Here is a 26,443-nt window from a genome sequence, read left to right as displayed (position 1 = left end):
CATGACCATCAAGCTGAACACCAAGCTGATCTCCTCCCTCGGCGTGCTCGCGGCGGCCTGCCTGCTCCAGGCCCCGAGCTCCGCCGAGGCCTACAACCTCAACAACGCCCGCACCGGCAGCTCGACGACCCTCTACCTCGCGCCCTGGGTCGCCTCGTTCGCGCCGGACTACGACACCGCGCTGCACAACGCGGCGTCCAAGCTCAACGCCAACCCCTCGAACATGCGGGTCTCGCTGGTAGACGACAACGACAACACCGTCGCCGGCAACAACGGCGAGTCCGAGGTCACCTTCACCACCAACAGCACCTCGCTGTGCGGCTCCTTGGCCTGCACCTGGATGTGGAGCTCGGGCGGCAACCTGGTCGAGACCGACGTCTACTTCGACTCGAGCTACGCCTGGGCCACGACCGACGCCAAGTCCGACAGCGTCGCCTACAAGAGCAGCGGCAAGCGCCCGCTGCTCAACACCGCGCTGCACGAGTTCGGCCACGCCCTGGGCATGGCCCACGAGGGCGACGTCTTCAACGTCATGGGCAACGCCTGGAACGTGGTCAACACCAACGGGAGCTCGACCGAGTCGGTGATCAGCGAGGACACCAGCAACGGCTTGATCGCGCACTACGGCCAGCGGACCACCCCCAACGAGGATCTGTCGATCTACCACTGGGAGTGGAGCGCCAACGTCAACGGCTACTCGCGCCACGCCCGGACCCCGGTCACCGACGCCTCCGGCACCACCTTGGCGAGCGCGACCCCCTACGACAGCGCGCTCAACGAGCCGGCCTACTCGGTCGCCGCCGGCGACACGATCAAGGTCCGCCAGACCGCCGAGAACCGCGGCACCTACCAGAGCGTGACCGTGAAGTGGTTCATCTCGACGAACTCGACCATCAGCACCGCTGACACCCAGATCGCGAGCTCGACGCTCAACAAGGGCCGCAACGGGCCGTTCACCTGGACCCGCTCGCTGACCTTGCCCAGCAACCTGAGCTCGGGCAGCCGCTACTGGATCGGGGTGATCATCGACAGCGAAGACGTGGTCTCCGAGCAAAACGAGAGCAACAACGCGGCCTACCTGGCCGAGCTGGTGATCCAGTAGCTCGACCTCGAGTCGCTCAGCCGCCGTGAGCCGCGAGCCAGCCCTCGATCTCACGGCGGACCAGCACCGCCCCCTCGGCCCGCTCGAGCTCGGCCAGCCCGGCTCGGGCGAGCTCGCGGGCCGTCGCCTCCTCGACCTCGTCACCCTCGGCCAGGTCGAAGCGCGCCGCCGCGAGGGCGAGCTGGGCCTGGGCACGCTCGCTCGGCGCGTTGTCTTCACCGCTGAGCGAGACGGCCCGGCGCGCGAGCAGGAGCGCCCGCTCGCCGTGGTCGAGGGCCCGCTCGATCGCGCTGAGCCAGGCCAGCGACTCGACGAGCTCGACGTGGTCCTCGCCGTAGAGCCCCTCCTTCGCCGCGAGCGCGCGCTCTTCGGCGGCCAGGGCCTCTTCGTAGCGCCGCAGACCAGTCAGCGCGATGGCCCGGTTGTGCTCGAGGGAGGCCATCGCCGGGTGCTTGCGACCGAAGGCCGCGACGAGCAGCGGCTCGGCCCGCGCGAGGCTGTCGAGGGCGGTGCCCGAGTCCTCGCGCGAGCCCTCGAGGATCCCGCGCTCGGCCTGGCTGGCGCCGATGTTTTGCAGGCATACGCCCACGCTCACGTGCTCGGCGCCCAGGCTCTCGGACAAGATCCCGCGCGCGACCTCGTAGTGCACGATCGCCTCGTCGTAGCGGGCGAGGTTCTGCTTGGCCGAGCCGATGTTGACCTCGACCACGGCGACGTCGGGGTGCTCCGCGCCGCGCCGCGCGATCAGGATCGCCCGCGCCCGCTCGAGCACCCGCGCGGCCTCGCCGTAGCGCCCGGCCTCGTCGTGGATGATCGCGATGCTGTTGAGGGTGCGCGCGACGGCGGCCGAGCTCGGCCCGCCGAGCTCCTCGTTGATCGCCAAGGAGCGCTCGGCGAGGGTGAGGGCCTCGTCGAGGCGGCTCTGCTCGGTGAGCACGTTGGCGAGGGCGTCGAGGGTGCGCGCGACCTCGGGGTGCTTGGGGCCCCAGACCTCGGCCGCCTGCTCGCGGGTCCGCTCGAGGATCTCGGTCGCCTCGGCGAAGCGCCCGAGCTCGCGCAGGTCGTCGCTGAGCTTGCGCAGCGCCCGGAGGTGAGTGGGGTGGCGCTCCCCGCTGCGCTCGCGCACCAGCTCGAGGACCCGGCGGTGGTGGTCGAGGGCCTGCTCGTAGTCCCCCTCGACCATCGCCAGGTCACCGAGGGCGAGCAGCAGATCGATCTCGAGCTCCACATCGCCGCCGAGGCCGTCGAGGGTCGCGCGCGCGAGCTCGGCCCACAGCCCGGCGAGCTCGACATGGCCCAGGGCGTGCTCGTCGATCAGGGCCGTCGCCGCGCCCACGAACACCCGCTCGGCGCCCGAGCGCTGGGCGAGCACCGCGGCCTCGCGAAGCACGGCGCGGGTCCGCTCGGGGTCGCTGGCCTGGCCGTGCAGCGCGAGGCCGAGGATGCGCAGGGCCTCGGCCTCGAGCGGCGCGTCGCCGAGTTCGCGGGCGTCGTCGACCACGCCCTCGGCGCGCGCGACAGCCTCGTCGTAGCTGGCCGCGTCGATCAGGCCCTCGACGCTGGCGATGCGCTCGAGCAGCTCCTCGCGGACCTCGTCCGAGATGACCTGGGCGTGCTCGCTTCCGCCGCGCTCGAGGATGCTCAGGGCGTCGCAGCGCTCGGGGCTGGGCAGGCGCTCGCGCTGCTCGATCAGCTGATCGAGCAGCGCCTCGGGATCGAGCTCGCGGGCGCGCAGGCCGTCGAGGGTCGCCTTGAAGCGGACCAGCTGACGATCGAGGCAGGCCAGGCGCAGGTCGAGGACCTCGACGGTCTGCTCGCCGCGCAGCCGGGTGGCCTCGCAGGCCTGGAGCCGAGCCGCGCGCCAGCTCTCGCTCCAGCCCTCGAAGCCCTCGGCGATGGTCGTCCAGGTGCGCTCGGCGTAGGGCAGGTTCGAGACCAGCGCGCGCTGGTGGAATTCGTCGCGCACGCCGGGATCCCAGATCCCCTCGAACATCGCCGCCCCGTCCTCGCACACGAGCTCCGAGCTCCCGACCTCCTGGACGAGCTCGACCAGGAGCACGCCCAGGACCAGGGCCACCCCGGCCATCAGCGAGACCCGCAGCCAGCGCTGACGTCGGCGCGGGCCGGCGGCGGCGTCTTGCAGGCCCACGAGCAGCTCGGCCATGTTGGCGAAGCGCCGCCCGGGCTCGAGGCTCAGGCCATGAACGAGCACGCGCTCGACGCTCGCGGGCATGTCCGCGGGCCGGGTCCCCGGCAAGCTGCGCAGGCGCTCGAGGCTGCGCCAGCGCCGGGGGTCGTCGAAGCGCCCGTGGAAGGGGCGGACGCCGTAGAGGGCCTCGTACATCGCCACGCAGAAGCTGAACTGATCGCTGCGCGCGTCGGCGCCGGCCCCCGCCGCCTGCTCCGGGGCCATGTAGGCCGGCGTGCCCATGACCTGGCCCTCGCGGGTCACCGCGGGGCCGCGGCCAGAGCCGTGGCCGTAGGAGCTGTGCTCGAGCCGGCTCGGCTCGAAGATCATCTGCTCGTCCTCTCCCGACTCATCAGCCTCGGCCCGGCGCAGCGCCGCGAGGCCGAAGTCGAGCACGCGGACCCGGCCGTCATCCCCGACGAGCACGTTCTCGGGCTTGAAGTCGCGGTGGACGATGCCGCCTTGGTGAGCCGAGCACAGGCCCTCGCCGGCCTGGATGAACACGTCGACGATCTCCGCCCAGGCCCGCGGGCGCTCCTCGAGCCAGCCGATCAAGGTCGTGCCCTCGACGAACTCCATGGCCAGGTAGATCTGCCCGTCGAAGGTCCCGACCTCGTAGATCGGGACCACGTTGGGGTGCGAGAGCCGGGCCAGGGCCTGGGCCTCGCGCAGCATCCGGCGCCGGCGGGTCTTCGTCGCGCGCGGGTTGCCGCCGCGCTTGCTCGCGCGCAGCAGCTTGAGGGCGACCTTGCGATCCAGGTCCGCGTCGTAGCAGGCGTAGACGATGCCCACGCCCCCCGAGCCGATGGTCTCGAGCACGGTGTAGCGCGCGATCTTGTCCCCGGCGCGGAAGGTCTCCTCGGCGGCCTCGCCCGCCTCGTCCTCACCCTCGCCAGCGCGAGCACCCTCGCCGCGACCTCGGCGGAGGTCGACGAAGGTGTGCTCGTCTGAGACGTCGCTCTCGCGACTGTCGCGGTTCTCGCCCGGCGAGCCCTCGCTGTTCGGTTCGTGCATCGGGGGGGCCCGATGGTACCGCTACCAGACCTCGCAGACCTGCCCGGCGCGCATCGCCTGGCCTTCCCCGCAGCCAGAGCCCTCCCCGAAGCCCGGGAAGCGCGCGAGCGAGACGTCGACGCTAGCAGGGCGCCCTGCCAGGAGCCCCTCGACGGGCGGGGACAAATCGTTGCCCTCCCTGCCGGGCAGGCAGAGCGCCGCTCAGCGCGTCGATGGCAGCGAAGGCGGTCACTTCGCCACGTCCACGCCCAGCGCCCGCAGGTGATCCTCGTGATTTTGGACGATCCCCTGGTAGCTGGCCGCGAGCTCCAGGGCCGTGCTCATGTCGGCGCCCCAGCTGCGGTAGGCCGCGCGCTTGGTCAGCTGCACGGCCAGCGGGGGCAAGGCCGCGATCGCCTCCGCCCGGGCGCAGGCCGCGTGCATCAGGGCCTCGGGCTCGACGACCTCGTGGACGAGGCCCATGCCCAGGGCCTCGTCGGCGTCGACCACCCTCCCGGTGAGCACCAGCTCGAGGGCCCGCGGGAAGCCGACGACACGGGCGAGGAAGTAGGCGCCGCCGTCACCGGGGACCAGGCCCACGCGCACGAAGGTCGAGCCGAGCTTGGCGCCCCGAGCCGCGACACGCAGGTCGCACATGCACGCCAGGTCGAGGCCCGCGCCGATCGCCGGCCCGTTGATCGCGGCGATCAGCGGCTTTTCGAATTCGGCGATCCGCCGGGGCACCGCCTGGATCCCCCGCTTGTAGCGGCCGCGCAGCTCCCCGGGGTCGCCAGCGAACATGCCCTCGCGCGCGCGCATGGCCTTGATGTCCCCGCCGGCGTGGAAGGCCTTGCCGGCGCCGGTGAGGATCACGCAGCGGACCTCGTCGTCAGCCTCGGCCTCGTCGAGGGCCGCGACGAGCTGCGTGCACATCTCGTCGCTGTAGGCGTTGCGGGCCTCGGGGCGGTCGAGGGTGATGGTCGCGAGGGGGGCTGCGCTGGAGTAGCGAACGTGGGTCAAAGTCGCCATGGCCGCCATGGTAAGCGAGGCGCGGCCGCTCAGCCGACCTCGAAGAGCGCGTCGGCGTCGGGCCATGGGCCCAGGCCCTCAGATCTGCGGACATCTCGTCGGAGAAGGAGACGACGATCGTCCAGCAGGGGAGCTCCTGGTCACTGGCCAGGACGGCCTGGAAGAAGGGCAGGCGCCAGCGCAGCCGCCAGTCCCGGGCTCTTTGCGCCTCGATCGAGAGCACCGTCCCGCCCAGAATATGGGCCACGAGCGGCCGCGCACGCCCCTTCCACAGCGCCGCCGCGCCCACTATCGTCGCCCCACCATGGGCCCCAGCGACCGCCGCCAGCGCTTCGAGGAGCACGGCTACCTCGTCATCCCCGACTTCTACCCGCGCGAGCGCTGCGACGAGCTGCGCGCCGCGGCCGAGGAGATCGTCACCGCCATCGATCCCGCCCGCCTCGAGGTCGAGTTCGACACCCACGGCCAGCGCCACGCCCAGCCCTACTTCTTCGAGTCGGCCGGAGAGATCCGGGCCTTCCTCGAGCCCAAGCGCGACGCCGGGCAGCCGCGGGTCAACAAGCTCGGCCACGCCCTGCACGATCTCCACCCGCTCTTCGACCGCTTCTCTCGCGACCCTCGCCTGGCCGCGCTGGTCACCGAGCTCGGCTGCGCCGAGCCCCTGCTCTTGCAGAGCATGGTGATCTTCAAGGGCCCGCGCGTGGGCGCAGAGGTCCTCGCGCACCAGGACGCCACCTACCTGGTCACGGATCCGCCCTCGGCGATCGGCCTGTGGTTCGCCCTCGAGGACGCCAACATGGAAAACGGCTGCCTCGAGGTCCTCCCCGGTGCCCACCGCGAGGGCCTGCGCTCGCGCTTTCGTCGCGAGGGCGACCGCTGCCGCACCTTGCTCCTCGATCCCCGGCCGTGGCCCGAGCAAGGCTGGCAGCCCGTCGAGGTCCCGGCCGGGACCCTGGTGGCCTTCGACGGGCTGCTCCCCCACCGCAGCACCGCCAACCGCTCGCCCCACTCGCGCTGCGCCTACACCCTGCACGTGATCGACGGGGCGGCGAGCTACGCCAGCGACAATTGGCTTCAGCGCCCGCCAAACATGCCTCTGCGAGGTTTTTGACCACCCTCGCCCCGTCCCACGATGCCTCCCCCGAGGGATCGCGGGCCGCGACGCGTCGACGCCCGCCCTGCTGGCGCAGTTGGGCGGACCGCCGCCCTTGGTACTCGCTAGACCAAAATCGTTGATATAGTCGCGCGCGGAGCCTAACCCTTGCACAAGACTCACTCTCCCCCTCGTGCCTTGCGACCGCGCGCCCGCCTGCTCGCGTGCACACTCGGCGCCTGCCTGCCCCTGAGTGCCATCGTTCCCCCTGTCCCCGCCTACGCGGCGGCCCCCACGGAGGACAGCGAGGCAAGGGCGATGCGCATCTACAACGAGGGCCAAGACGCCTACGACGCCGGCGACTACGAGACGGCGCTCCAGCGCTTCCTCGAGGCTCAGAGCCTCTACCCCTCGCCGGTCTTCCACTACAACATCGCCCTTTGCCACGAGTCCCTCGAGAACTACGAGCAGGCGATCATCTCCTACCAGGCCTATCTCAATTCCTACGAGAGCGCCTTCGGTGAGCCGCCCGAGGACACCCGCTCGACCGAAGACAAGATCGAGCGCCTCGAGGCGCAGATCGAGGCCCGCAACGCCCGCGAGGAGGCCGAGCGCGCCAAGGCCTCCAAGCCCAAGGTCATCGTTCAGCAGGTCGAGGTCGAGGCCGAGCGCCCGCCCGGGCGCCCGCTGATCATCACGGGGGCCGTGCTCACCGGCGTCGGGGTCCTCGCCGCGGGTGTCGGCGGCGGCGTGTTCGGGATGCGAGCCAGCAACTTCGGCGCGCAGATGAACGCGGTCTACGAGGAGGGCAACCCCGAGCGGGTGACCCTCGCCGAGGCGCGAGAGCTCGACGCTTCGGGGCGCTCGGCCCAGCTCGGGCAGATCCTCAGCCTCTCCGTCGGCGGGGCCATGGCGATCACCGGCGTGGCCTTGCTGGCCGTCGGCCTCGGCCAAAAGAAGCGGGGCAACAACGAGAAGACCCCGAGCGTCACCCCCACCGCTGGCCCCGAGGGCGCCGGCTTGCTGATCCGCGGACGGTTTTGAGGCTGACATGACGACGACCAAGATCTCCACCGACACCAGCCAGCCCCGCCACCTGCTCGCGCGCCTGAGCCTCCTCGCCGCCTGCGGGGGCCTGCTCGGCGCCTGCTACGGCGTCGAATTCGACGAGCGCATCGAGGACGTCTACTACTGCCAGTCGAGCGACGAGTGCCTCGAAGACCAGGCCTGCAAGGAGTTCCGCTGCGTCGACGACATCGGCCCCGCGCTCCAGCTCAACTTGCCCGAGGTGCTCACGACCCTCAACAACACGGACGAGCTCCAGGTCGCCTTCACCCCGAGGGACTTCGTGCTCAGCAACTCCGACGAGCGCATCGACGGTCAGGGCATGGTCGTGGTCGCGATCGACGGCCAAGAGGTCGCCGTCATCACCGACGAGCCCGCGGCCCTGATCACGCTCACGGACTTCGACCCCGGCGGCCACCAGGTCAGCGTCCAGGCCGTACACGGCGACGGCACCCCCTACGAGAACCCCAGCGCCTTCGCCTTCACGACCTTCTTCCTGCGCGACACCAACGGCCTCAAGCCCCAGCTCGCGGTGCTCCAGCCGTCCTATGGCCACGTCCACGTCCTCGGTGAGGACCTGACCATCGAGATCGCCACGCGCAACTTTGGGCTCACCGCCAGTCCGGAGGCGCCCTGCCACTGGAACGCGGAGTGCGACCCCTTCGGCGACGAGGCCGCGACCTGCGTCGCGACTTGCGACGACGGCACCAACACCCCCCCCACCAACGAGGGCCACGTCCACGCCTACCTGCTGCCCAACTACCCCGACTGCCTGTTCGAGGGCCTGCTCGGCTGCAACGGCGACTACGTGCTGACGGCCATCCCCCCCGAGGGCCCGACGGTCACTCGCTTCGAGACCACGATCCCCGCCGACAAGATCCTCCGGGACGCTCCCGAGCCGGGGACCTACACCTTGACCTTGTCCTTGCAGTACTCGGATCACCTGTCCTTCCCCAACAAGGAGGCGGTGATCTTCGAGCAGGTTCAGGTCGAGATGATCGAGAAGTAGCCCGCAGTCGCTCACCTCGAGCCGCGGCGAGGCCGGCGTGTCCATGGGGCCCGCCGGCCTCTGCTCTTGGGGAGGACGAAGCGCCGAGCGGGCCATATAGCGACCCGCTCGGCGCTCTTCTTCATTTTGCTCCCGCGGCCCGCTCAGGCCGCTCGCGCCGCGTCTTTTTTGTCTTCCGGGGCCACGAGCGCAGCCGCGGCCCCGGACCCATCGGGGCTCCCCCCGCCCTCACCATCGAGGTCGACGGCGCTCGCCCCCTCGCGCAGCGCCGCGACCAGGCGCTCGCGCGGCCCGGGGTTTTGGCGCAGCCACTCGAGCACGTTGTTGCGCCCCTGCCCCAGGCGCGTGTCCCCGCAGGAGAACCAGCTCCCGGCCTTGCTGATCACCCCGAGCTCGAGGGCGCGGTCGAGGATCTCGGCCTCGTGGTCGATGCCTCGACCAAAGGCGATCTCGAACTCGGCCCGGGCGAAGGGCGGCGCGCACTTGTTCTTGACGACCTTGACCCGGGTGCGCGAGCCCACCGGCTGGTCGCCGTCCTTGAGCGTGGCGATGCGGCGGATGTCGAGGCGCACGCTGGCGTAGTACTTGAGCGCGTTGCCGCCGGTGGTGACCTCGGGGCTGCCGAAGGTCACGCCGATCTTCTGGCGCAGCTGGTTGATGAACACCATGGCGGTGTTGGTCTGCGCGGCCACGCCCGAGAGCTTGCGCATGGCCTGGCTCATGAGCCGCGCCTGGAGCCCAACGTGGTGGTCGCCCATCTCGCCCGCGAGCTCGGCCTTGGGGATCAGCGCGGCCACGGAGTCGACGATGATCAGGCCCACGGCGTTGGTCCGCGCCAGCGAGTCGACGATCTCCAGGGCCTGCTCGCCGCAGTCGGGCTGGCTGACCAGCAGCTCGCCGACGTCGACGCCCAGAGCCTGAGCGTAGTGGACGTCGAGGGCGTGCTCCGCGTCGATGAACGCGCAGATCAGCCCGCGGCGCTGCGCCTCGGCGATGAGGTGCAAGGTCAGCGTGGTCTTGCCCGAGGACTCGGGCCCGTAGATCTCGGTGATCCGCCCCAGGGGCAGGCCGCCGATGCCCAGGGCGTCGTCGAGGGCGATCGAGCCGGTGGGGATGACCTCGTAGCGCGGCTGGTCGCCCGCGTCGCCGCCGAGGGCCATGATCGCGCCCTTGCCAAAGCGCTCGCAGATCGCGGCCACGGTCTTGCGCACGGTCTGGCGAAGGGGCGAGTCGGCCGCGCTGCCTTCGGGCGCGAGCGCGGTGGATTTGGGGTTGGACTTGGATTTGGAGTTTCGTGCCATGCGTGTTTGCAATAGCGAAGCGCACGCCAGGTCGAAGTGTTGTGATCTCGCGGACTTGCGAAGGGGCGCGGGGAGCGTGGTGGCCTGCCAGCGGGACGTTGGCCTGTCACCCGGCCACCGCAACCCGGCCAGATCGCTGCTGTTTCGCCCCCAAAACCTGGGGCTGGGGTAGTTTCAAGCCTGGTCGGTGGAGACATTTTGGAGGCGGCTCCCCGCCGATCCTGGCCCGTCCCTTGCGTTGGCCTGAGCGTACCCTCGGAGATCATCACCTGCTCCCTCGTTGCACGCGGCCAAGCCCCGGGTCTAGTGTGCGCGCCAGAGGACTTGAAGGGTCTCAGGCGCCGGACCGCCGGTCGCTGACGAGGCGCGAGGAGGGAGTTTGTCGGGCACAAATGACTGACGAGCAACGAAGTCAGCGGCCGGTGCTCCAAGCCTGGGGCCCTTCAAGTCCTCTGCCGCGCACACTAGGGCGCTACCACGGCCTACTTCGAGTCAGCACAAGCGGCCTCCCCCTTCGTGCGATCGATAGTATCGATGGCAATTGGGAGTGGTCATATGACCGTCACGTAAACCTGATCTCCCGTATCGATCCCGAATGAACACTACAATCGCTGGCGATACTACGATCCCAACATGGGCGGATACATATCGCCCGATCCACTGGGGCTACTCGGAGGCCTTCGCCCCTACGGATATACGTCGCGCAGCAGGCTAATTTGGGACAAGTTCACCCGAACGACCTTGGTCCCAAAGGAATGAATCAGCTGAACAAGCTCCTCGATGGCGGCATGCCCCTTCCCCTCGGTGAGCAACCCGAGGTACGCTCCTGCTCCTGAGGCCGATGATGACCAAGCAGGACAATGACAAGACCCATCACCTGTGGACAGGGGCGATGTCTGTGGCAACCGAGCGTGCCGGAGAGTTCGCTGTACTCGTCGCTGAGAGCTCACCGTTGGCCTCGCCAGGGGTGGTCCAACTCAGTTTCCCCCGTACGGTCTGCCCACCCGAAGAGCACGAGCACCATGTCGACTTTTTCATTTCGGAAGAGACGGCTCGACGGCTGGCTGAACAATTGATCAAGGTCATCGATCGAGCCGAGAGTCTGCGAGTGCTCCATCGCATGGGCTCTCTGTGTGGCACAGTTCACCTGCGACCTGGGGCCTCTCCGTGGCGCCTTCACGACGAGCAGACTGCCGCTCTAAAGTCGAAGAGTTCGCCGCCTTCTGCCTTCGAACGAAGCTACGATGGAAGGAATTTACCGCTGCAGGATCGAGAGGGCCGAGCGCTGGCTTGGCTAGAGCTGCGATGGCGAGAGACCCGAACCCAACAGCATGGCGACGAGCTTCTGACTCTTGACATCTACGATGCCACCGCCGTGGCCCATGGCGCCGAGTGGCGAGCGAGTGAAGTGCGGCGACTTCTCGACGAAGCTCGGGCGGCAGGGACCCAGGGCGAGGGCGCGGTCTATGACGCAATCCAGGCCCAGCTTCAGCAAGCCGCTGTGCTGACTGACTATGGCGAGCGACGGGTTCGGTTCTTCACCATGGATCGGGACGACAGGGGCTGGAAATTGGTGCTGGCTCGGGGAACAGGCGATGCTGGCGAGTAGCCTGATCGGCAGTCCGCCCTCGCTGCACACCCGCTTCGTGTCGGGCTCCCCGAACACACCGTCGATAGCGACTATCTTCAGTTCTCCTCAAGGTTTAGTTGGTGGCGGGAGAGCTTGAACGGCCGAAGAAGGGCATGTCCACGGACGAATTCGGGATTTTGGAGGGGATAAGAGATGCGCACGGAGAGCGGGCGAGAGACTGTTCGAAGTGCTCCTCGAGCAAGTCCCAGCGGAGCAAGCGCGAGCTCATCGTATCTTCGTCCATTGGTGACGCTCACACCTCAAGAGGTCGCCCTCCCCCGCAGACCACATCACACCATTGTGGGCAGCAAGATAGCCGACGGTCCCGTTGCAGGGACCGACCTCGGTCGCGGGGACCCAGTCGTCGAGCTCACGCCGCAGGAGCATCCGCATGCCGGCCACGTAGAGGGTCTCGTCGACGAACTCGATGCTCCACAGGTCGAGGCCACGGTAACGATCGGAGTCGATCCGCTTCCAGTGGTCGTTGCGCCCCTCGAGGATGACGCCCGCTTGGCCGCAGATGTAGACCTTGCCATCTGAGGCGCAGCGAACATGCCTGAGACCAGGACCTCGCCGTGCTCGCCGACCGCGACGAACTGATGCTTGGGAATACGAGCGACACAAATCCCGGCAGTCCACCACTCGGGGAGATCCAAAAAGAGGCTCTGCTCACCCGAGAGGGGCTCGTTCGCGTCGAGACGCCGGGGCGGAGCGCGGCTCGCCGCGACGAAGCGGCGGCGCTCTCGGACGACGGCGAAGTCCTCTGCGCGAGCGAGGACGATCGAGTGATGGCCTGGAGCCGGGAAGGGACGCCCTCGTGGAGCCTCACCCTGTCCCAGGAGCGGGGCCCGCTGACTCAGCCCTATCCCGCTGGCGCTCGCAGCTTCGCCGTGGGACACGACGGGGGGGTGAGCCTACTGTGCGAAGGTGAGCTCCTCGCTCGCCGCGAGCTCCCGTGGATCGGGCGAGCGGTGGTCCGCGCGCACCTCGACCCAAGACCAGTCGTGGCTACACGGTTCGCGCCAGATTGCGCTCCGCTCGAGCGAGGGCGACGAGGGCGACGATCCAGCACACGAGCCCCCAGATCGATAGAGCGAGGAGCGGCCCGAGGTTCGAACGGGTGAGATCGGTCGGCTGCGACCGGTACGCGGGGGGCGTGCCCTGTACGAGCGCATCGAACTCGTCGCGGCCGAGCGGCTGCTTGGCCCAAGTCTTCTCGATGACCCAGTGGACGCGGTTTCCAACCGCATCCATGAGGTAGGCGCGATAGCCAGCGGCGGCTTCGGGGCCCACGCCCGCGACGCGCTCACACGCGAGCCCGACCGCGACGACTGGCGTCAACCAGGCAGCGGCCTCCGACACGGCCTGCGCTCGGCGTTCTTGCTCGCGCTGAAGGCGATGACGCTCGACGCGGTCCTCGTGGATCAGGAGGTAGTAGAGGTTGCCGGCGACGTCGGGTTCGAGGGGCTCGTCCTTCGCGGCCGCCAGCTGCTCGAGCTCGGGATACCGCGCGTAGAGCTCTGGCAGCACGGACTCTGGCTCGCGCTCGACGATCGCTAACTTGGAGACGCGGGCATCGAGCGTGTCTGCGATGGCGAAGTCGGCCTCCACCCGGCTCAGCGACACCTCTGCGGCAAGGGTCGGCAGCAGGACGCACAGGGTGGTCCAGAGCATGCCAAAGGCAAACGCGGCGCCACGGACCGACTGGGCACGCGCATTGACGATGAGGGTCAGCCCACTCCACACGATGGTGTTCGAGATCGCGACGCCGACCAACAATCCGAGCTCCATCCCATGCGCGCCTCCGAGGAGGCCGGCGAGGATGCACAGCGCCACGGTGGCGCTGCCGGCGATCACAGCGACGGCGATCATGCGTGACACGAGCCAGCGGCGGGACTCTCCTGCTTGCACGGCGACCAGCCGATCGATGCCCTCTTGGCGCTCGCCGCCTCCGATCTCGATCCCGAGGACGCCGATCAGCAAGGGCGCCAGCACAGCCAAGACAAAGGTCAGATCGATCCCGCCTGCATCGATCTCGGGGTTCTCGATGCGGTAGCCTCCAGTAGCCAGAGGATCGGCCCACGCGGTGATGTGGAAGGTGGCCGGCGCGGAGTCGACTGCCCCCGCCGCGATCCCGGCGAGCGGCCCAGGCTCGCGAGGAACCCGCATGGCCGCGTACTCGCTCTGCCACATCGGCTCCGTGAGATTGATCCACGGACGATCGGCGGGCCCCGGCTCACCGCGATCGAGAAAGCCATATGCCTCGTCGACATCTTCCTCCTGCGCACGCTCGGCGGTCGCAACCACATCGCGCCACTCCGACACGAAGCGCTGACCCACCAAGATGGCCGACACCCCGACGACCAGGAACGCGAGTACGGCGAGCATCCTCGCACGGTTGCGCAAGAGCGAGCGCAGCTCGAAGCCCAGCGCGAGGCTCAGCATGGCAGCGTCCCCCGCTCGAGACGGTCGGCCGCGCGGCGCAGCGCCCCGAGCAACAGCGCGGTCCAGAGCATCAGACCGATGAGCTCGGGAATGCGCCGCCCTAGCGCGTCGAGCAGGCTGGGGGGGTGGTACTCGAACGACTCGAGGCCGGCAAAGAATTCGGCGGGCGCCTCCCAAGACCAGTCATCCGTTCGCGATCCACCGTAGGCGTGCTCATGGTTGAGCTTGGCGATCAGCTCGCGGCGGTAGGCTTCGACCTGCTCCTGGAAGGCGAGGTCGTGGACGAGGTCGGTGCCGGCGAGCGACATCGAGAGGTGGTCGATCGCTTGGAAAGGGTTGATCGCCCCCACGACGCTGGCCACCGCCACCTGCTGCTCGAGCCGCCCCCGCAGCTCCCCGTAGTGCTCGTCCCACACGCGATTGCCAAACTCCTCGTCGAGCTGCATCGCGATCCCGTCGAAGTTGAAGGGCAACGCCTCCACGCTGTCGACCCCGTGCTCGTCCAAGACCGCCTGCTTGCGCGCAGCGAGCTCGGCGTCGAGGGGGTTGTGGCCGTCGGGTCCGGCCTGCCTCGCCTCCCGCAGTTGCTGCTGAAAGGCATCCTGACTGGGCAGAGGAAGCACGGCTGCGGCCGCCCCGGCCGTCGCCCGAGGGAGCAACGCCGTCCCTGCGACCCAGGCGACGAGCAGGGTCAGCAGAGCGGCCCGCGCTGAGCTCATCCACGTGGTCGCGGCCACCACAAAGGCGGCGACGAACGCCAGGAACAACGCGTAGATGGCGACGAACGCAGCCAGCCGGGCTGCGGACAGGGCGGACAGGACGGCTGCGCCTCCGCAGATCCACGAGGTCGCGAGCGAAGCCATGAGGACGAGGGCGAGCAGGGCCAGCCCGAGTCCCCACAGGGCGAGGATGTGTCCGCGCAAGATCTCGCTCGCCGCCGCGCCCTGCACCAGCGAGAGCTTGAGCGAGCCGCTGTCGCGATCGCGCGCCAGCCCGGTCGCACCGAGGAAGATCAGCAGCAGCGGCACCACCATCTGCAGGAAGAACCCTGGGTCGGGACGGACGAAGCGGGCGACCGTCCCAGCGCGCGCGACATCGGCATGCATGGGGACGCCTTGCCGATGTCCCCCGACGAACACGACCTTCCCGAGCCGCGCTTGCACGCCGCGATCGAGCTGCGCGAGCGGCCCCGTCGGCCGGAACACGTAGTCACCGAAGTGCGCCATCCCGTGGGGATTCGCGGCGCCCTGGCCCTCCCACTGCTCGCGGGCAGCAAGCGCCGCTTGCTGCTGCGCGTCTCGTTGCCGAACGTCGCCCGCGGTCGACCAGATCGTCGCGCCGACGAGCACGAGCGCCGTGACGCAGAGCAGCCCAAACACCCGCGGGTCTCGCCGCCATTGGACGAGCTCGAGCCACAGCACCAGCCGCGTCACGCCGTCGCTCCGAGGCCGTGCGCCGCGACGCCGTCCGGGGCCGCGCGCATGTGGTTGAGGTACACGCGCTCCAGCTCCTGCGCGTCAATATCCTTGGCCTGAAGCTGCTCGACCAGTCGACCTGCGCGCATGATGCCGATCGTGCCGCCGAGCTCTTTGGCCCGAAACAAGTCGTGGGTCGTCATCAGCACGGCCGCGCCAGCGTCACGGATGCCAACGAGCTCCGCGCAGAACTCGCTGGCCGCAGCGGGATCCAGACCCGACAGCGGCTCGTCGAGCACCAGCGCCTCGGCCTCGCGCGCGTACGCGATCGCCAGGCCGATCTTCTGGCGCATCCCCTTCGAGTAGCCCGACACGCGACGCCTGGCTTGTTCGCGGGTCAGACCAGAGCGCTCGAGCAAGCTCTCGAGCGCGGCTGGGTCGAGCCGGTTGAGGTCTCCGCCCATCCGACAGAAGAGGTCGACGCACTCGATCCCGGTCAGGTGCGGATAGAGGGCGACGTTCTCTGGGATGTAGGCCAACTTTCGGCGCGCGGCCTTCGGGTCGACGACCGGGTTGATCCCGGCGACCGTGACTGTCCCGCGATCGGGCGCCAAGAACCCGAGGAACAGGTTGATCGTCGTGGTCTTGCCTGCGCCGTTGGCCCCCAACAGGCAGAACAGCTGCCCCGGCGCGACCCTGAGGTCGAGGTTGTCAACGGCCGTGACGGCGCCGAAGCGCCGAGTGACGTGGGAGGCAACAAGCATGGCGCGCCCGTGACGATGCTACAGATGCAACCCAATTGCAATTGCGCAAAATGCGAGATTTGGCTCCGATCCGAGCCGCTCGAGGGGAGAGATCTGTCGAGCAGCAACGGCCGGCCGATCCGGCCCTCGCCGGCGAGCGGATCAACACCACTTTGACTCCTCGCTACTGGTCCCAGCTGGCCACCTCCAGGCAGCTGATCGTCTCGACCCTCTGTAGCCGGTCAGCCCGGCGAGCAGCGACATCGCCTCGCGTCCGTTGGCGATCTCGACGAGCATCATCGCGCCTCGGCAGCGAGGACACGTCATCACGTCGACCGCGAACACTCGCTGGCGGGGCACGCAAACCTCGCCACCACCGAGCAGTACATGCACCTCGCGCCCGGGACCTTGCCCCGTGAGTTGGCCGGCCAGCCCTGCTATGGTCCCCACCCGCTCGAATGCCTGCACGATCCCGCTTCGACTTCGACCGCCCCTGCGATCCTCCCCTCGTCCACGTCGACGTCGCCCCTTCGGAGGACGCCCAGCTGCCAGAGCCCGTGCGCGACCGCGTCGTCGTGTACGCGGTGCACGACGGCCAGGCCATTCCCCCGCGCTTTCGCGTCCGCGAGGACGGCAGCCCGATCGTCGACCCCGAGGAGCTCGACCGCGAGTTCGTGCGCATGCGCGACTGGGGCGCCAACATCGTGGCCGAGGAGCTCGCCGCCGCCCTGGGGATCTCGAGCTACGCCTCCTGCCGCGTGGCCCGGGTGCTCCTCGACTTCAACCGCTTCCCCGGCAGCACGCCCCTCGACAACGAGGACGCCCTCGAGGCCATGGCGATCGCCCCGGTGTTCGGCCGCGCCCTCGACCACCGCCAGAAGACGGACCTGCTCGAGAGCTGCTACGACCCGATCTCCGCCGCGATCGAGACCCTGGTCGCCGACAGCCTGATCGGGATCTCGGTCCACACCTACGACGAGGCCCACCGCAGCAACAACAAGCGGGCCCACGTCAGCATCATCAACCTGGCGCTCAGCTATCAGCGCCACGCGCGGCTGCCCTTTGGGGTGTTCGATCCGATGTACCCCGACCACCTGGCCGAGTCGACATGCAGCCGGATCCTCCGCGACCGCATGAGCCTCAACCTCGAGCGCTCGGGCTTTCGGGTGACCCACAACCACCCCTACGCCCTGCCCGACGGCAGCATCGAGATGCGCGCGCAGGTCTGGCACTTCTTCCGTTACCTGCGCCGGCGCTTCGAGGCCGAGCACCCCGAGATCGTCGGCCACCCGGCCTACGAGCGCGTGTTCACCATGCTCAGCGACACCAACTTGCGCATGGCCGACGCCGAGGAGCTGCGCAGCTTCCTGCATCGCTTCCGCCGGGCACACAACGCGCGCCGCGGCGACCTGCTCGCCGCCCTCGGCGCCTACGAGCACATCGCCGCCTACGTGCGCGACTCTTCGGTGGTCCAGGACTATCGCCGCTCGCCCGAGCGCCCGAGCTCCGTGGGTATCGAGGTCCGCAAGGATCTCGTCTGCTCCTTCGACCCCGAGACCGGCATGCCCCAGCCCACCAGCCCCGAGCAGCGCGAGGTGGCCCGGCAGATCGCCCAGTGCATCGCCAGCTCGATCCGCACCTACTTCGCCACGGATCGCCAGGTCTACGAGACCACTCCCCGCGCCCCCCTCCTCGACGACGAGGGGCCCTGATGCCGCCCGCGCCGGGTGAGGTTCTACACCGCTGCCTGCGAGCGCTGCGTACACCCGCGCCCCTGTCCACGACCGAGCTGCTCGCCCGGGCCGAGTCCGAGCGCTACTTCACGGTGCTCGAGAACCCGGGCGTGGCCAGCGAGTACGGCCGCTACGCCTGGGTCTGCGCCGACCCGTTTTGGATCCTCCGCAGCAAGCGTGGGCGCTGCTGGTCCGGGCCGCCCGGCGCCGTCGCGCCCGTGGACGCCTCGCCCCTCGATGAGCTCGCGCGGCTGATGGCCCGCCACGGCGCCGAGCCTGGCCCGGGCTCCGACCCCCGCGAGGCGCTCCCGCCCTTCGTCGGCGGCGCCCTGGGCTACCTCGGCTACGAGCTCCTCCACCTGATCGAGGACGTCCCCGAGGCCGGCCGCGACGACCTCGACCTGCCCGACACCTACCTGGCGTTCTTCGATCTGGTGTTTGCCACGGACCTGCTCGCGCGGACCAGCTGGATCCTGGCCACGGGCTTCGGCCCGGATGCAGCCACGGCCCGCGCCCGCGCCGACGCCCGCCTGGCCGAGGGTCAGCGCTGGCTGGCGGTCGGCGAGGGGGTCCAGCGCCCGACAATCGGCGGGCCGCTCGACGGACCAAGCCTGCGCGAGCGGGCCGCCGCCGTCCGGGCCCGGGAGCCGCGGCTGAGCGAGGCCGGCCTGCGGGCGCGCGGCGTCGAGGCCACCGTCGACCGCCCGGCCTACCTCGAGGCCATCTCCGAGATCCGCGAAGAGATCAGCGCCGGCCGGGTCTTCGAGGTCTGCCTGACCCAGCGCTTCGACGCCGACTTCGACGGCCGCGGGCGCCAGCTCTACGAGATCCTGCGCGCCATCAACCCCGCGCCCATGTCGGCCTACCTGCGCACGCCCGAGGCCGAGGTGCTCTCCGCCTCCCCCGAGCGCTTCTTGCGCCTGGATCGCCAGGGCAAGGTCGAGACCCGGCCGATCAAGGGCACGCGCCCTCGCGGATCCAGCGAGGCCGAGGACCTCGCCCTGCGCGACGACCTGCTGACCGCCGAAAAGGACCGCGCCGAGAACCTGATGATCGTCGACCTGTGCCGCAGCGACCTCGGCCGGGTGTGCCGCTTTGGCAGCGTGCGCGTCGACGAGCTGTGCGGCGTGCACCCCTTCGAGTTCACCTGGCAGATGATCTCCACGATCCGCGGCCAGCTGCGCGAGGACTGCGGCGTCGTCGACCTGCTGCGCGCCACCTTCCCCGGCGGCTCGATGACCGGCGCCCCCAAGGTCGAGGCCATGAAGGTCATCGCGGGCCTCGAGCCCACGGCCCGCGGGGTGTTCTCCGGGGCCATCGGCTTCTTCGACTTCGACGGCGGCCTGGACCTCAGCATCGTGATCCGCACGATCATCAAGACCGGCGCGCGGCTGAGCTTCCACGTCGGCGGGGCGATCGTCGCCGACTCGGACCCCGCCGAGGAGTATCAAGAGACCCTCGACAAGGCCCACGCGCTGGTCCTGGCCATCGAGCTGGCCCGCGAGCGCGACCCCGCGGAGGAGAGCACGCCGTGAGCCTGCGCCCGGTCGTCATCGACAATTACGACTCCTTCGTCTTCAACATCGTGCAGCTCATCGGCGAGCTCACGGGGGTCGAGGCGCAGGTGTTCCGCAACGACCAGGTCCGCGCGGCCGAGGTCGCCGCCTGTGCGCCCACCCACCTTTTCATCTCGCCGGGCCCCGGCCGCCCCGAGGACCCCGCCTACTTTGGCGTGTGCAGCGAGCTGATCTCGAGTCTGGGTCGGAGCATCCCCGTGCTCGGCGTCTGCCTCGGCCACCAGGGCATCGGCGCGGCCTTTGGCGCCCGAGTCATCCGTGCGCCGGCGCCCATGCACGGCAAGACCAGCCGAGTGGTCCACGCCGGCGACGGCCTGTTCGCGGGCCTGCCCTCGCCGCTCTCGGTGATGCGCTACCACTCGCTGATCCTGGACGCAGACAGCCTGCCTGCGGCCTTGCGCGTGACCAGCCGCAGCGAGGACGGGCTGATCATGAGCGTGGTCCACCGCGAGTGGCCGATCGCCGGCGTCCAGTTTCACCCGGAGTCCATCGGCACCGAGCACGGGGCCGCGCTGCTCAGCAACTTCCTCTCTTGGGGACCTGGGCCAGCTGGGCGAGCTGGGCGAGCTGGGTCCGGGCTCGACTGAGAGCCCAGGCTCCAAAGCGGTCATCACCGGCGGGCCACCCCCGAGCACCTGACTTTTGCTCGAACATAGCCCGCCGGTGAGCCGGCCTCTCCACCCCCTCTCTTCCTTCGTGCCATTCGCCACGGCCTCTCGGCTCGTGTCACCCAGCTTTTGGGTAGCCCTTGGGATTCGAGAAGGCGCGCCCTTCACCCCGATGTTTGGGGACGATGTTTCGAGGTGCCGAGCGCTTTCAACCCTTTAGTCGTGGGAGCGAGGAAATTGATCCCCGAATTGCGCCCCAAATTGTGCGACGAGGGAGTCGAAGATCTCCTGAAGGTAGGTCGCGGGGATGCCGTGCTCGACCACCCCCTGGCGATAGTGCTCGAGGTAGGCCGTCGTCGGGGCGAGCTCGGCGACCGCCTCGCAGGCCACGAAGGACAGGGCCTCGACGCGGCCGAGGTGGGCGGCGTCCATGCCCAGGCGTGCCTCGCGGTAGCCCGACTCGAACGCGCGCAGGGCCTCGAACTGCGCCGCGCCGAGGTCGTAGAGCACCCCCCAGACCAGGTCCTGCGCGGCCCGAGCCTCGACGTTGCCCTTGCCCGTGCCGTCTCGGCCGCGCTTGGAGAAGCGGTGGACGTGACCCGGCAGGTGGATCGCGCCGAGATCGCGCACCACCCCCACGCGCGCCTCGAGGCGCGCTCGTGACATATTCGAACCATAGGCAAAGTAGAGCGGCACCCGGAGAGTGTAGGCCGCGGTGTGGACGGCCACCCCCAATTCCGAGTGTCCGTGCACATTTGCCTTTCGCGGGCGTGATTTGTTCTTGTCTGACATCGGCGCACACCGCAAACTGCGGCCATGGTTCGGTCTTCGCAGGTGTTTGCCTCTCTCTCGCTCATGAGCCTGGTTTTGGTGGCTGCGCCGGCCTTCGCGGGAGGGCCCCAGCTCGGCCTCGACATCGAGCCCGAAGATCACCACGACCGCCCCGAGTTCTACGAGACCCCGGGCTTCGCCGACGACTACATCCCGCTCCCCTCGCAGGAGGACGCCGAGTATCCCCTGGCCGCCTCCTTCAACCCGGCGGACGCCTCGAACTACAGCGCCGGCGGGATGATCTCCTACGACTACGTCGTGGTGCACACCGTCCAGGGCTCCTATGCCGGCTGCCAGAGCTGGTTTCAAAACTCCGCCGCCAACGTCTCGGCGCACTTCGTCGCGCGCAGCTCGGACGGCGAGGTCACCCAGATGGTCCACCTCTCGGACAAGGCCTGGCACGTGGGCAGCTCCAACGGCTACGCCATCGGCATCGAGCACGAGGGCTTCATCGACGAGCCGGCCTGGTACACCTGGGAGATGTACTCGGGCTCGGCGCTGCTGAGCCGGTGGATCGCCGACGAGCTGGCCATCCCCCTCGACCGCGACCACATCGTCGGCCACGTCGAGCTGCCCAATCAGACCCACACGGATCCCGGGGACAACTGGAACTGGGCGCTCTACATGGCGCTGATCACCGACATCGTCGACGAGGGCCGCGTCGAGGGCTACGTCGTCGACAACACCGCGCAGTGCACGATCACCGCGACCAGCGACACCTGGGTGAAGACCACCCTCGAGGACTCGGCCGAGCTCGACGACACGCAAAAGTGCTCGATCCCCGCGGGCACGCAGCTGACCTACCTCCACGCCGACGACGACATGTACGGGCACCACCGCCTGTACTACGAGGCCGGCGGCCCCTGTGACGGCTTCATCGATCTCGACCGCCAGGGCTTCGTCTACGACGGGCACTTCTCCGGCTTTTGCGAGGACGCCGAGGTGGCCGCCGCGGGGGTCACGGTGGTCCTCGACGGCGGCGCGCAGGTGGAGACCGACGCCAACGGCTACTTCGCCTTCGACGGCGTCGGCCCCGGCGCGCACACCATCGACCTGCTCGAGGGCGACTACGAGGCGACCCTCGAGCCCATCGAGCTCGACGTCTACCCTGGGACCCGGGTCGTGATCGGCGCGGATCCGATCGCCGATGGAGGCAGCGGGGACAGCGGGGACAGCGGGGACTCCGCGGACGAGGGTGGCGCGGACGACGAGGGTGAATGCTGGATCGGTGCGCAGGGCTGTGCGTGCACCCCGGGCGGCGGATGCGATCCCGGCCTGGTTTGTGACTCGACCAACATCTGCGTCCCCGAGGGGTCCGGCGAGAGCGGCGAGGACGGCAGCGGTGGGAACGGCAACGCCGACGAGGTCGGAGGCGAAGAAGACGCCGGCCTCGACTATCTCGAAGCGGACAGCTGCGCGGTCGACGAAGAGCGCCAGGGCGCGCCTTTGGGACTCGCCCTCGTCGTTCTGATGAGCGTTTTGAGGCGCCGAGAAAAATCACTAAAAAAAGCGTGATTGGTTCAGCGCTTCGAGACACAACCACAAATGAACGCTGCACTGCTCGTGTCTGCCAAGGACTGGCGGCCACGAACCTACACGCGGAGGGGGCCTGGTTAGGGGCAATTTTCCAGGTCTCCATCGTTCTAACGGACACCGCGTCACCACCGACCCACGCACCGTGCGCCCACTTCCTGGGGGGCTCTCGGTGCGTGCTTTTTTAACCCCCGCGGGGGGTGGTGGTGTTCGCCGCAGCGGGCCGCTGGCGCGGCCCTCGAGACCACCTCCGGCGGTCTCGGGCGGGGAGGCATGTGGTGGTTGTTGGGTACGTAGTGACCCCCAGAGGGGGTCTGGGAGCTGCTGAAACCTCAATCCCCCTTGTTAAATGGGGCAGGGGGTGAGCAGGCTCAGAAGAGGGAGTCTGCAGGCTCAGAAGAGGCAGTCTGCAGGCTCGAAAAGGGGATTGGGCGGGTGGCTCGATGGGAGAGTTTGCGAAGGGTGCCTGGTTCCCCTGTCAATTGGGACAGGGGGCGATCTATGAATGGGACGCGTCGGAGTCGCTCTCGCGGGGGGCGACGAGGATGGCGGGGCGCTTTTCGTAGAGGCGATCCCACTCGAGCTCGACGTTGAGGAGGTCGGGCCAGGGCTCCCTGGACTCGCGGTCTTGGATCAGGTCGACGCGGTCGATCAGCACGCCGGTCGCTTCCAGGCTGTCGAGCCAGGACATGGGGATCTCGCCGACGCCGACGCGGGCGCCCAGGATCGCGCCGACCATGGCGCCGATGGTGTCGGTGTCGCCGCCCAGGTTCACGGCGGTGACGAGGCCGTGCTCGAAGTCTTTGGCGAGGTCGGCGACCAAGAGCGCGGTGAGGACGCTGCAAGGGGCGAAGCCGCTGGTGGCTTCGACCTTCTGCGCGGCGCCTCCGCGTCGCATGGCGCGGTCGCGGATGCCGTCCAGGAGCTGGTCGAGGTCGCTGGTCTGGCGGCGGTGGTCGACGAGCGAGGCGAGGAGGTCGACGAAGCGGCGGTCGTTGGCGACGCCGAGGAGCTCGGAGGCGCTGGCGGTGGCGCGCTGGAGCGACTCGATCAGGGCCTCGTCGAGGATCGGGCCGGGCTGGGCTTCGAAGGCGTTGGAGACGACGATCGCGATGGCCTGGGCGCCGGCGATGCCGCGCAGGTCGTGGTGGGTGACGGCGGAGATCGCTGCGGCGCGGCGATCCCGGGTGGGGGGATCGTCTCGCCACCACAGGCCCACGGGCGCGATGCGCATAGCCGCGCCGTTGCCGGCGCTGGGGACGGCGTGGCCGAAGGGATCCCTGGCGTCGCTGGCCTGGAGGCCGCGGACGGTCTGGCGAAAGTTGCGGCTGACGCCTCGGTGGAGACCCCAGCGACCGGAGCGCTGGGGCATGGCGTCGCGCAGGGCGACCATGAGCTGGGCAAACACGCGCTCGGGCTGCTGGGGGTCGCAGCAGATCGAGTCGATCACGGCGAGGGCCTGCTGGCCGTCGTCCGAATGCAGACCGCGAGGTCGCCAGCCCGGACCGGGGACGTCGACCATCTCGCGCAGCTCGCCGCCGAAGTGGGCGCGGATCTCCGCGGCCGTCCATCCTTCGACCGGGCAGCCGAGGGCGTCGCCCACGAGGAGCCCATGAATGCACCCGGCGATCCGGTCCCAGGTGGCGTCGCGGCTGAGCGGCACGTCCAAACGCTAACAAGGATAGCCGCGTTGCGGCAGGGCGTTTGCCAAGCGCGGCTCCAGCCCTACCATCGGCCGGGCGCGACCGCATGAGCACGCGAAACGATCTTCAACGCGCGGGGTCGGCGACGGCCCACGCTTCCCTCGAGACCCAGGGCGCTCATCTGGCACCGGGCACCATGGACTGGGAGCAGCTGCTCTCCAACGCGCGCCTGCGCGGCGGGGCGCCGACGCACAGCACCGAGCCGCGCAACGAATTCGAGCGTGACTACGATCGAATCTTGTTCTCGACGCCCTTTCGCCGGCTGATGGACAAGACCCAGGTCTTCCCCATGCCGGAGCACGACCACGTGCACAACCGGCTGATCCACAGCCTCGAGGTCGCGTCCATCGGTCGCTCCATGGGCCGCCTCGTCGGCCGCGACATGAGCGACGATCGCTCCGGGGTGCTCGGCGACGTGGTCGCGTCGGCCTGCCTGATGCACGACATCGGCAACCCGCCCTTCGGCCACGCGGGCGAGGACGCGATCGCCAGCTGGTTTTCGCGCGCGGACAACCAGGCGCTGCTCGCCAACCTCGACGCGCGCGAGCGCGCGGACCTGTGCGCCTTCGAGGGCAACGCCCAGACCTTCCGCTCGGTCGCCCGCCTGGCCATGTACGTCGGCGAGGGCGGCATGCGCCTGACCCTGGCGACCCTGGCCGCGGCGGCCAAGTATCCCTGCGCGGCGCAGTCTCCCCTCTACAAGAAGTTCAATTACTTCTGCGACGACGCCGAGCTCTTCGCCGAGGTCGCCCAGGGCGTCGGGCTGCTGTCCCGCGGGCCCGGTGCGTGGGTCCGCCACCCCCTGGTCTACCTGGTCGAGGCCGCCGACGACGTCTGCTACACGATCATGGACTTCGAGGACGGGGCGATCTTGCGGCTGATCGACGAGCGCACGGCCCGGGTCCAGCTGGCCACGCTGACCGGAGATCCGAGGCGCGCGGACCGAGCCTCGCACTCGCTCTCGAGCCTGCGCGCGCTGGCCATCAACGCGCTGGTCAAGCAGTGCGCGGCGGCCTTCGTCGAGCACGAGGCGGCGCTGCTGGCCGGCGAGGCGATCCCCCCGCTGACCAAGCTGATCCCCGCCCGCGACGACCTCGGCGAGATCCATCGCCTGTCGATCGCGCACTGCTACCGCGCGGCCGAGGTCCTGCGCGTCGAGCTGGCCGGCTACGAGGTCCTCGGCGGCCTCCTGGATCTGCTGATCCCCGCCGTGCTCGCCGAGCGCCCCGACGCCCGCGAGCGCAAGCTGCTCACGCTCCTGCGCCTCGAGCCGCCCGCCGCGGCCAGCCCCTACCAGCGGATCTTGGCGGTCACCGACAGGCTCTCGGCGATGACGGATCGCTACGCGGTGCGGCTCTTTCGTGAGCTGCGCGGCACCCAGCTCGCGGGCGCCCGCGGGGTCGACTGACCGAGTCGACCAAAGACAGACGCCAACTACTCGGCCCGTGCTCGCCGCCCAAAGAGGCGCGCGAGAAAACCCTTGGCCGGCGTGCCCGCGGCGGCCTCGAGCTCGGCCAGGAGCGGGGTCATCGACGGCCAGCGCTCGTTGCGGTCCGCCGCGAGGCCGCGCTCGAGAGCCTTGCGCAGGCGCCGGGGCAGCGCGGCCGCGTCCGGGGGCGCGACGATCTCTCCTGCGTCGATGGCCCGAGCGAGGTCGCCGGCGGTCCGCCCCGCGTAGGGCCGCTGGCCGCACAGCGCCTCCCACAGCGACACGCAAAACGCGAACTGATCCGCGCGCGCGTCGGTGAGCCGACCAAAGTGCTGCTCGGGGGCCATGTAGGCCGGCGTGCCCGCGCAGCCCATGGTGGTCAGGAGATCCGGGCCAGCCTCGAGGGCCGCGGCCAGGCCCGGGGTCATGTTCTCGAGGGTCTGAAAGCTGTCGGTCCCACGCGAGCTGCGGGCGAGGCCAAAGTCGGCCACGCGGACCCGGCCGTCGTCGCCGAGGAGCACGTTGTCGGGCTTGAAGTCGCGGTGGATCAGCCCCGCGGCGTGGGCCGCCGCGAGCCCGCGGCCGGCGTGGAGGTAGGCGTCGAGGATCTGCGCCCGCGTGGGCTCGGAGGTCTCGACCCAGTCGCGCAGCGATCGCCCCTCGACCAGCTCCATGGCCAAGAAGGTGCGCCCGCGATGCTCGCCGACCTCGTAGATGTGGACGACGTTGGGGTGGTCGAGGCGCGCCATGGCCTTGGCCTCGCGCAAGAAGCGAGCGCGACGGTCGGGCCGGGCCGAGCCGCCGCCGTGGAGCACCTTGATGGCCACGGGCCGCTCGCCCTGCGCGTCCCAGGCCGCGTAGATCACCGCGCTCGCGCCGACCCCCGCGAGCTCGCGCACCTCGAAGCGCCCGATGGTCTCGGGCAGCTCGGCCCGTCTTCGCTCCTCGACCACGGCGGCATCTTAGCACCCGGCGAGGAGTGAGCCCGGAGGGCCCGCGGGACTCTCAGCCGAGCT

General features: G+C 69.6%; 22 protein-coding genes. 10 read left to right on the top strand and 12 right to left on the bottom strand.

From position 1 onward, the window contains the following. Position 1: 1 nt before the first annotated feature. A complete protein-coding gene (locus G6O69_RS15295; protein ID WP_172304237.1) occupies positions 2-1,102 on the top strand; it encodes a matrixin family metalloprotease in 1,101 nt (366 codons plus the stop codon). 16 nt (positions 1,103-1,118) lie between these two features. Here G6O69_RS15295 and G6O69_RS15290 read toward each other — a convergent pair whose 3' ends face one another. The 3 genes from G6O69_RS15290 to G6O69_RS15280 form a co-directional block, all read right to left on the bottom strand. Then, complete coding sequence (locus G6O69_RS15290) at positions 1,119-4,304, bottom strand: serine/threonine-protein kinase (RefSeq protein ID WP_172304236.1); 3,186 nt, start codon at positions 4,302-4,304, stop codon at positions 1,119-1,121. 21 nt (positions 4,305-4,325) lie between these two features. Beyond that, positions 4,326-4,469 (bottom strand): hypothetical protein, encoded by a 144-nt coding sequence (locus G6O69_RS15285; protein WP_172304235.1) that lies wholly within the window; start codon positions 4,467-4,469, stop codon positions 4,326-4,328. A 63-nt stretch (positions 4,470-4,532) separates the two neighbouring features. Next, positions 4,533-5,312 (bottom strand): enoyl-CoA hydratase-related protein, encoded by a 780-nt coding sequence (locus tag G6O69_RS15280; protein WP_255215785.1) that lies wholly within the window; start codon positions 5,310-5,312, stop codon positions 4,533-4,535. Between G6O69_RS15280 and G6O69_RS15275 the strand changes: the two genes are divergently transcribed. The 3 genes from G6O69_RS15275 (at position 5,311) to G6O69_RS15265 (ending at position 8,479) form a co-directional block, all read left to right on the top strand. Next, complete coding sequence (locus G6O69_RS15275) at positions 5,311-6,423, top strand: phytanoyl-CoA dioxygenase family protein (protein WP_255215784.1); 1,113 nt, start codon at positions 5,311-5,313, stop codon at positions 6,421-6,423. The genes G6O69_RS15280 and G6O69_RS15275 overlap by 2 nt on opposite strands. Positions 6,424-6,603: 180 nt before the next feature. Beyond that, on the top strand, positions 6,604-7,449 hold the full coding sequence (locus G6O69_RS15270; RefSeq protein ID WP_176396855.1) for a tetratricopeptide repeat protein: 846 nt from the start codon (positions 6,604-6,606) through the stop codon (positions 7,447-7,449). Positions 7,450-7,456: 7 nt separating this feature from the next. Then, a complete protein-coding gene (locus G6O69_RS15265; RefSeq protein ID WP_172304232.1) occupies positions 7,457-8,479 on the top strand; it encodes a hypothetical protein in 1,023 nt (340 codons plus the stop codon). 143 nt (positions 8,480-8,622) lie between these two features. On the opposite strand, the gene recA is transcribed toward G6O69_RS15265, so the two are convergent. Beyond that, complete coding sequence (recA, locus tag G6O69_RS15260; RefSeq protein ID WP_172304231.1) at positions 8,623-9,780, bottom strand: recombinase RecA; 1,158 nt, start codon at positions 9,778-9,780, stop codon at positions 8,623-8,625. 844 nt (positions 9,781-10,624) lie between these two features. Between recA and G6O69_RS15250 the strand changes: the two genes are divergently transcribed. Then, entirely contained in the window at positions 10,625-11,389 is a 765-nt protein-coding gene (locus G6O69_RS15250; protein ID WP_176396854.1) for a hypothetical protein, read from the top strand. A gap of 246 nt (positions 11,390-11,635) precedes the next feature. On the opposite strand, the gene G6O69_RS15245 is transcribed toward G6O69_RS15250, so the two are convergent. The 5 genes from G6O69_RS15245 to G6O69_RS15225 all read right to left on the bottom strand — a co-directional run bounded on the left by G6O69_RS15245 (position 11,636) and on the right by G6O69_RS15225 (position 16,373). Further along, positions 11,636-12,034: a hypothetical protein gene (locus G6O69_RS15245; protein ID WP_176396853.1), complete on the bottom strand. Its 399-nt coding sequence runs from the start codon at positions 12,032-12,034 to the stop codon at positions 11,636-11,638. A gap of 384 nt (positions 12,035-12,418) precedes the next feature. Next, positions 12,419-13,855 (bottom strand): hypothetical protein, encoded by a 1,437-nt coding sequence (locus tag G6O69_RS15240; RefSeq protein ID WP_172304228.1) that lies wholly within the window; start codon positions 13,853-13,855, stop codon positions 12,419-12,421. Then, positions 13,849-15,288, bottom strand: a complete 1,440-nt coding sequence (locus G6O69_RS15235) for a DUF3526 domain-containing protein (RefSeq protein WP_172304227.1) — start codon at positions 15,286-15,288, stop codon at positions 13,849-13,851. The genes G6O69_RS15240 and G6O69_RS15235 overlap by 7 nt, the downstream gene beginning before the upstream one ends. After that, the gene (locus G6O69_RS15230; RefSeq protein ID WP_172304226.1) at positions 15,285-16,034 is read right to left on the bottom strand and encodes an ABC transporter ATP-binding protein; all 750 of its coding nucleotides are present in this window, start codon (positions 16,032-16,034) and stop codon (positions 15,285-15,287) included. The genes G6O69_RS15235 and G6O69_RS15230 overlap by 4 nt, the downstream gene beginning before the upstream one ends. Positions 16,035-16,175: 141 nt before the next feature. Then, on the bottom strand, positions 16,176-16,373 hold the full coding sequence (locus G6O69_RS15225) for a hypothetical protein (protein ID WP_176396852.1): 198 nt from the start codon (positions 16,371-16,373) through the stop codon (positions 16,176-16,178). 98 nt (positions 16,374-16,471) lie between these two features. Between G6O69_RS15225 and G6O69_RS15220 the strand changes: the two genes are divergently transcribed. Genes G6O69_RS15220 through G6O69_RS15210 form a run of 3 tightly spaced genes read left to right on the top strand, consistent with a single transcriptional unit; the run spans position 16,472 to position 19,910 of the window. Further along, positions 16,472-17,725, top strand: coding sequence for an N-formylglutamate amidohydrolase (locus G6O69_RS15220; protein WP_172304225.1), 1,254 nt, complete (start codon positions 16,472-16,474; stop codon positions 17,723-17,725). Beyond that, complete coding sequence (gene pabB, locus G6O69_RS15215; protein WP_172304224.1) at positions 17,725-19,281, top strand: aminodeoxychorismate synthase component I; 1,557 nt, start codon at positions 17,725-17,727, stop codon at positions 19,279-19,281. The genes G6O69_RS15220 and pabB overlap by 1 nt, the downstream gene beginning before the upstream one ends. Beyond that, the gene (locus G6O69_RS15210) at positions 19,278-19,910 is read left to right on the top strand and encodes an aminodeoxychorismate/anthranilate synthase component II (protein WP_346017046.1); all 633 of its coding nucleotides are present in this window, start codon (positions 19,278-19,280) and stop codon (positions 19,908-19,910) included. The genes pabB and G6O69_RS15210 overlap by 4 nt, the downstream gene beginning before the upstream one ends. A 237-nt stretch (positions 19,911-20,147) precedes the next feature. On the opposite strand, the gene G6O69_RS15205 is transcribed toward G6O69_RS15210, so the two are convergent. Beyond that, complete coding sequence (locus G6O69_RS15205; protein WP_176396851.1) at positions 20,148-20,660, bottom strand: gamma-glutamylcyclotransferase family protein; 513 nt, start codon at positions 20,658-20,660, stop codon at positions 20,148-20,150. An 87-nt stretch (positions 20,661-20,747) separates the two neighbouring features. On the opposite strand from G6O69_RS15205, the gene G6O69_RS15200 reads away from it, so the two are divergent. Continuing rightward, entirely contained in the window at positions 20,748-22,277 is a 1,530-nt protein-coding gene (locus tag G6O69_RS15200; RefSeq protein WP_172304222.1) for an N-acetylmuramoyl-L-alanine amidase, read from the top strand. A 517-nt stretch (positions 22,278-22,794) separates the two neighbouring features. Here the strand turns inward: G6O69_RS15200 and G6O69_RS15195 are convergent. Continuing rightward, positions 22,795-23,958, bottom strand: a complete 1,164-nt coding sequence (locus tag G6O69_RS15195; RefSeq protein WP_172304221.1) for an ADP-ribosylglycohydrolase family protein — start codon at positions 23,956-23,958, stop codon at positions 22,795-22,797. 86 nt (positions 23,959-24,044) lie between these two features. Between G6O69_RS15195 and dgt the strand changes: the two genes are divergently transcribed. Continuing rightward, complete coding sequence (dgt, locus tag G6O69_RS15190) at positions 24,045-25,406, top strand: dGTP triphosphohydrolase (RefSeq protein ID WP_172304220.1); 1,362 nt, start codon at positions 24,045-24,047, stop codon at positions 25,404-25,406. A 26-nt stretch (positions 25,407-25,432) separates the two neighbouring features. Here dgt and G6O69_RS15185 read toward each other — a convergent pair whose 3' ends face one another. Beyond that, positions 25,433-26,380, bottom strand: coding sequence for a serine/threonine-protein kinase (locus tag G6O69_RS15185; protein WP_172304219.1), 948 nt, complete (start codon positions 26,378-26,380; stop codon positions 25,433-25,435). Positions 26,381-26,443 lie beyond the last annotated feature (63 nt).

The organism is Pseudenhygromyxa sp. WMMC2535 (assembly GCF_011083025.2).
The sequence above is the reverse complement of the archived record's forward strand: the minus strand, read 5'-3'. Positions and strand labels throughout refer to the sequence as shown.

Coding starts and splice junctions, on each gene's coding strand:
- pabB (WP_172304224.1), top strand. CDS start 17,725: ATGCCGCCCGCGCCGGGTGAGGTTCTACACCGCTGCCTGCGAGCGCTG.
- G6O69_RS15230 (WP_172304226.1), bottom strand. CDS start 16,034: ATGCTTGTTGCCTCCCACGTCACTCGGCGCTTCGGCGCCGTCACGGCC.
- G6O69_RS15240 (WP_172304228.1), bottom strand. CDS start 13,855: ATGCTGAGCCTCGCGCTGGGCTTCGAGCTGCGCTCGCTCTTGCGCAAC.
- recA (WP_172304231.1), bottom strand. CDS start 9,780: ATGGCACGAAACTCCAAATCCAAGTCCAACCCCAAATCCACCGCGCTC.
- G6O69_RS15295 (WP_172304237.1), top strand. CDS start 2: ATGACCATCAAGCTGAACACCAAGCTGATCTCCTCCCTCGGCGTGCTC.
- G6O69_RS15250 (WP_176396854.1), top strand. CDS start 10,625: ATGACCAAGCAGGACAATGACAAGACCCATCACCTGTGGACAGGGGCG.
- G6O69_RS15220 (WP_172304225.1), top strand. CDS start 16,472: ATGCCTGCACGATCCCGCTTCGACTTCGACCGCCCCTGCGATCCTCCC.
- G6O69_RS15265 (WP_172304232.1), top strand. CDS start 7,457: ATGACGACGACCAAGATCTCCACCGACACCAGCCAGCCCCGCCACCTG.
- G6O69_RS15290 (WP_172304236.1), bottom strand. CDS start 4,304: ATGCACGAACCGAACAGCGAGGGCTCGCCGGGCGAGAACCGCGACAGT.
- G6O69_RS15200 (WP_172304222.1), top strand. CDS start 20,748: ATGGTTCGGTCTTCGCAGGTGTTTGCCTCTCTCTCGCTCATGAGCCTG.
- G6O69_RS15275 (WP_255215784.1), top strand. CDS start 5,311: ATGGCCGCCATGGTAAGCGAGGCGCGGCCGCTCAGCCGACCTCGAAGA.
- G6O69_RS15280 (WP_255215785.1), bottom strand. CDS start 5,312: ATGGCGACTTTGACCCACGTTCGCTACTCCAGCGCAGCCCCCCTCGCG.
- dgt (WP_172304220.1), top strand. CDS start 24,045: ATGAGCACGCGAAACGATCTTCAACGCGCGGGGTCGGCGACGGCCCAC.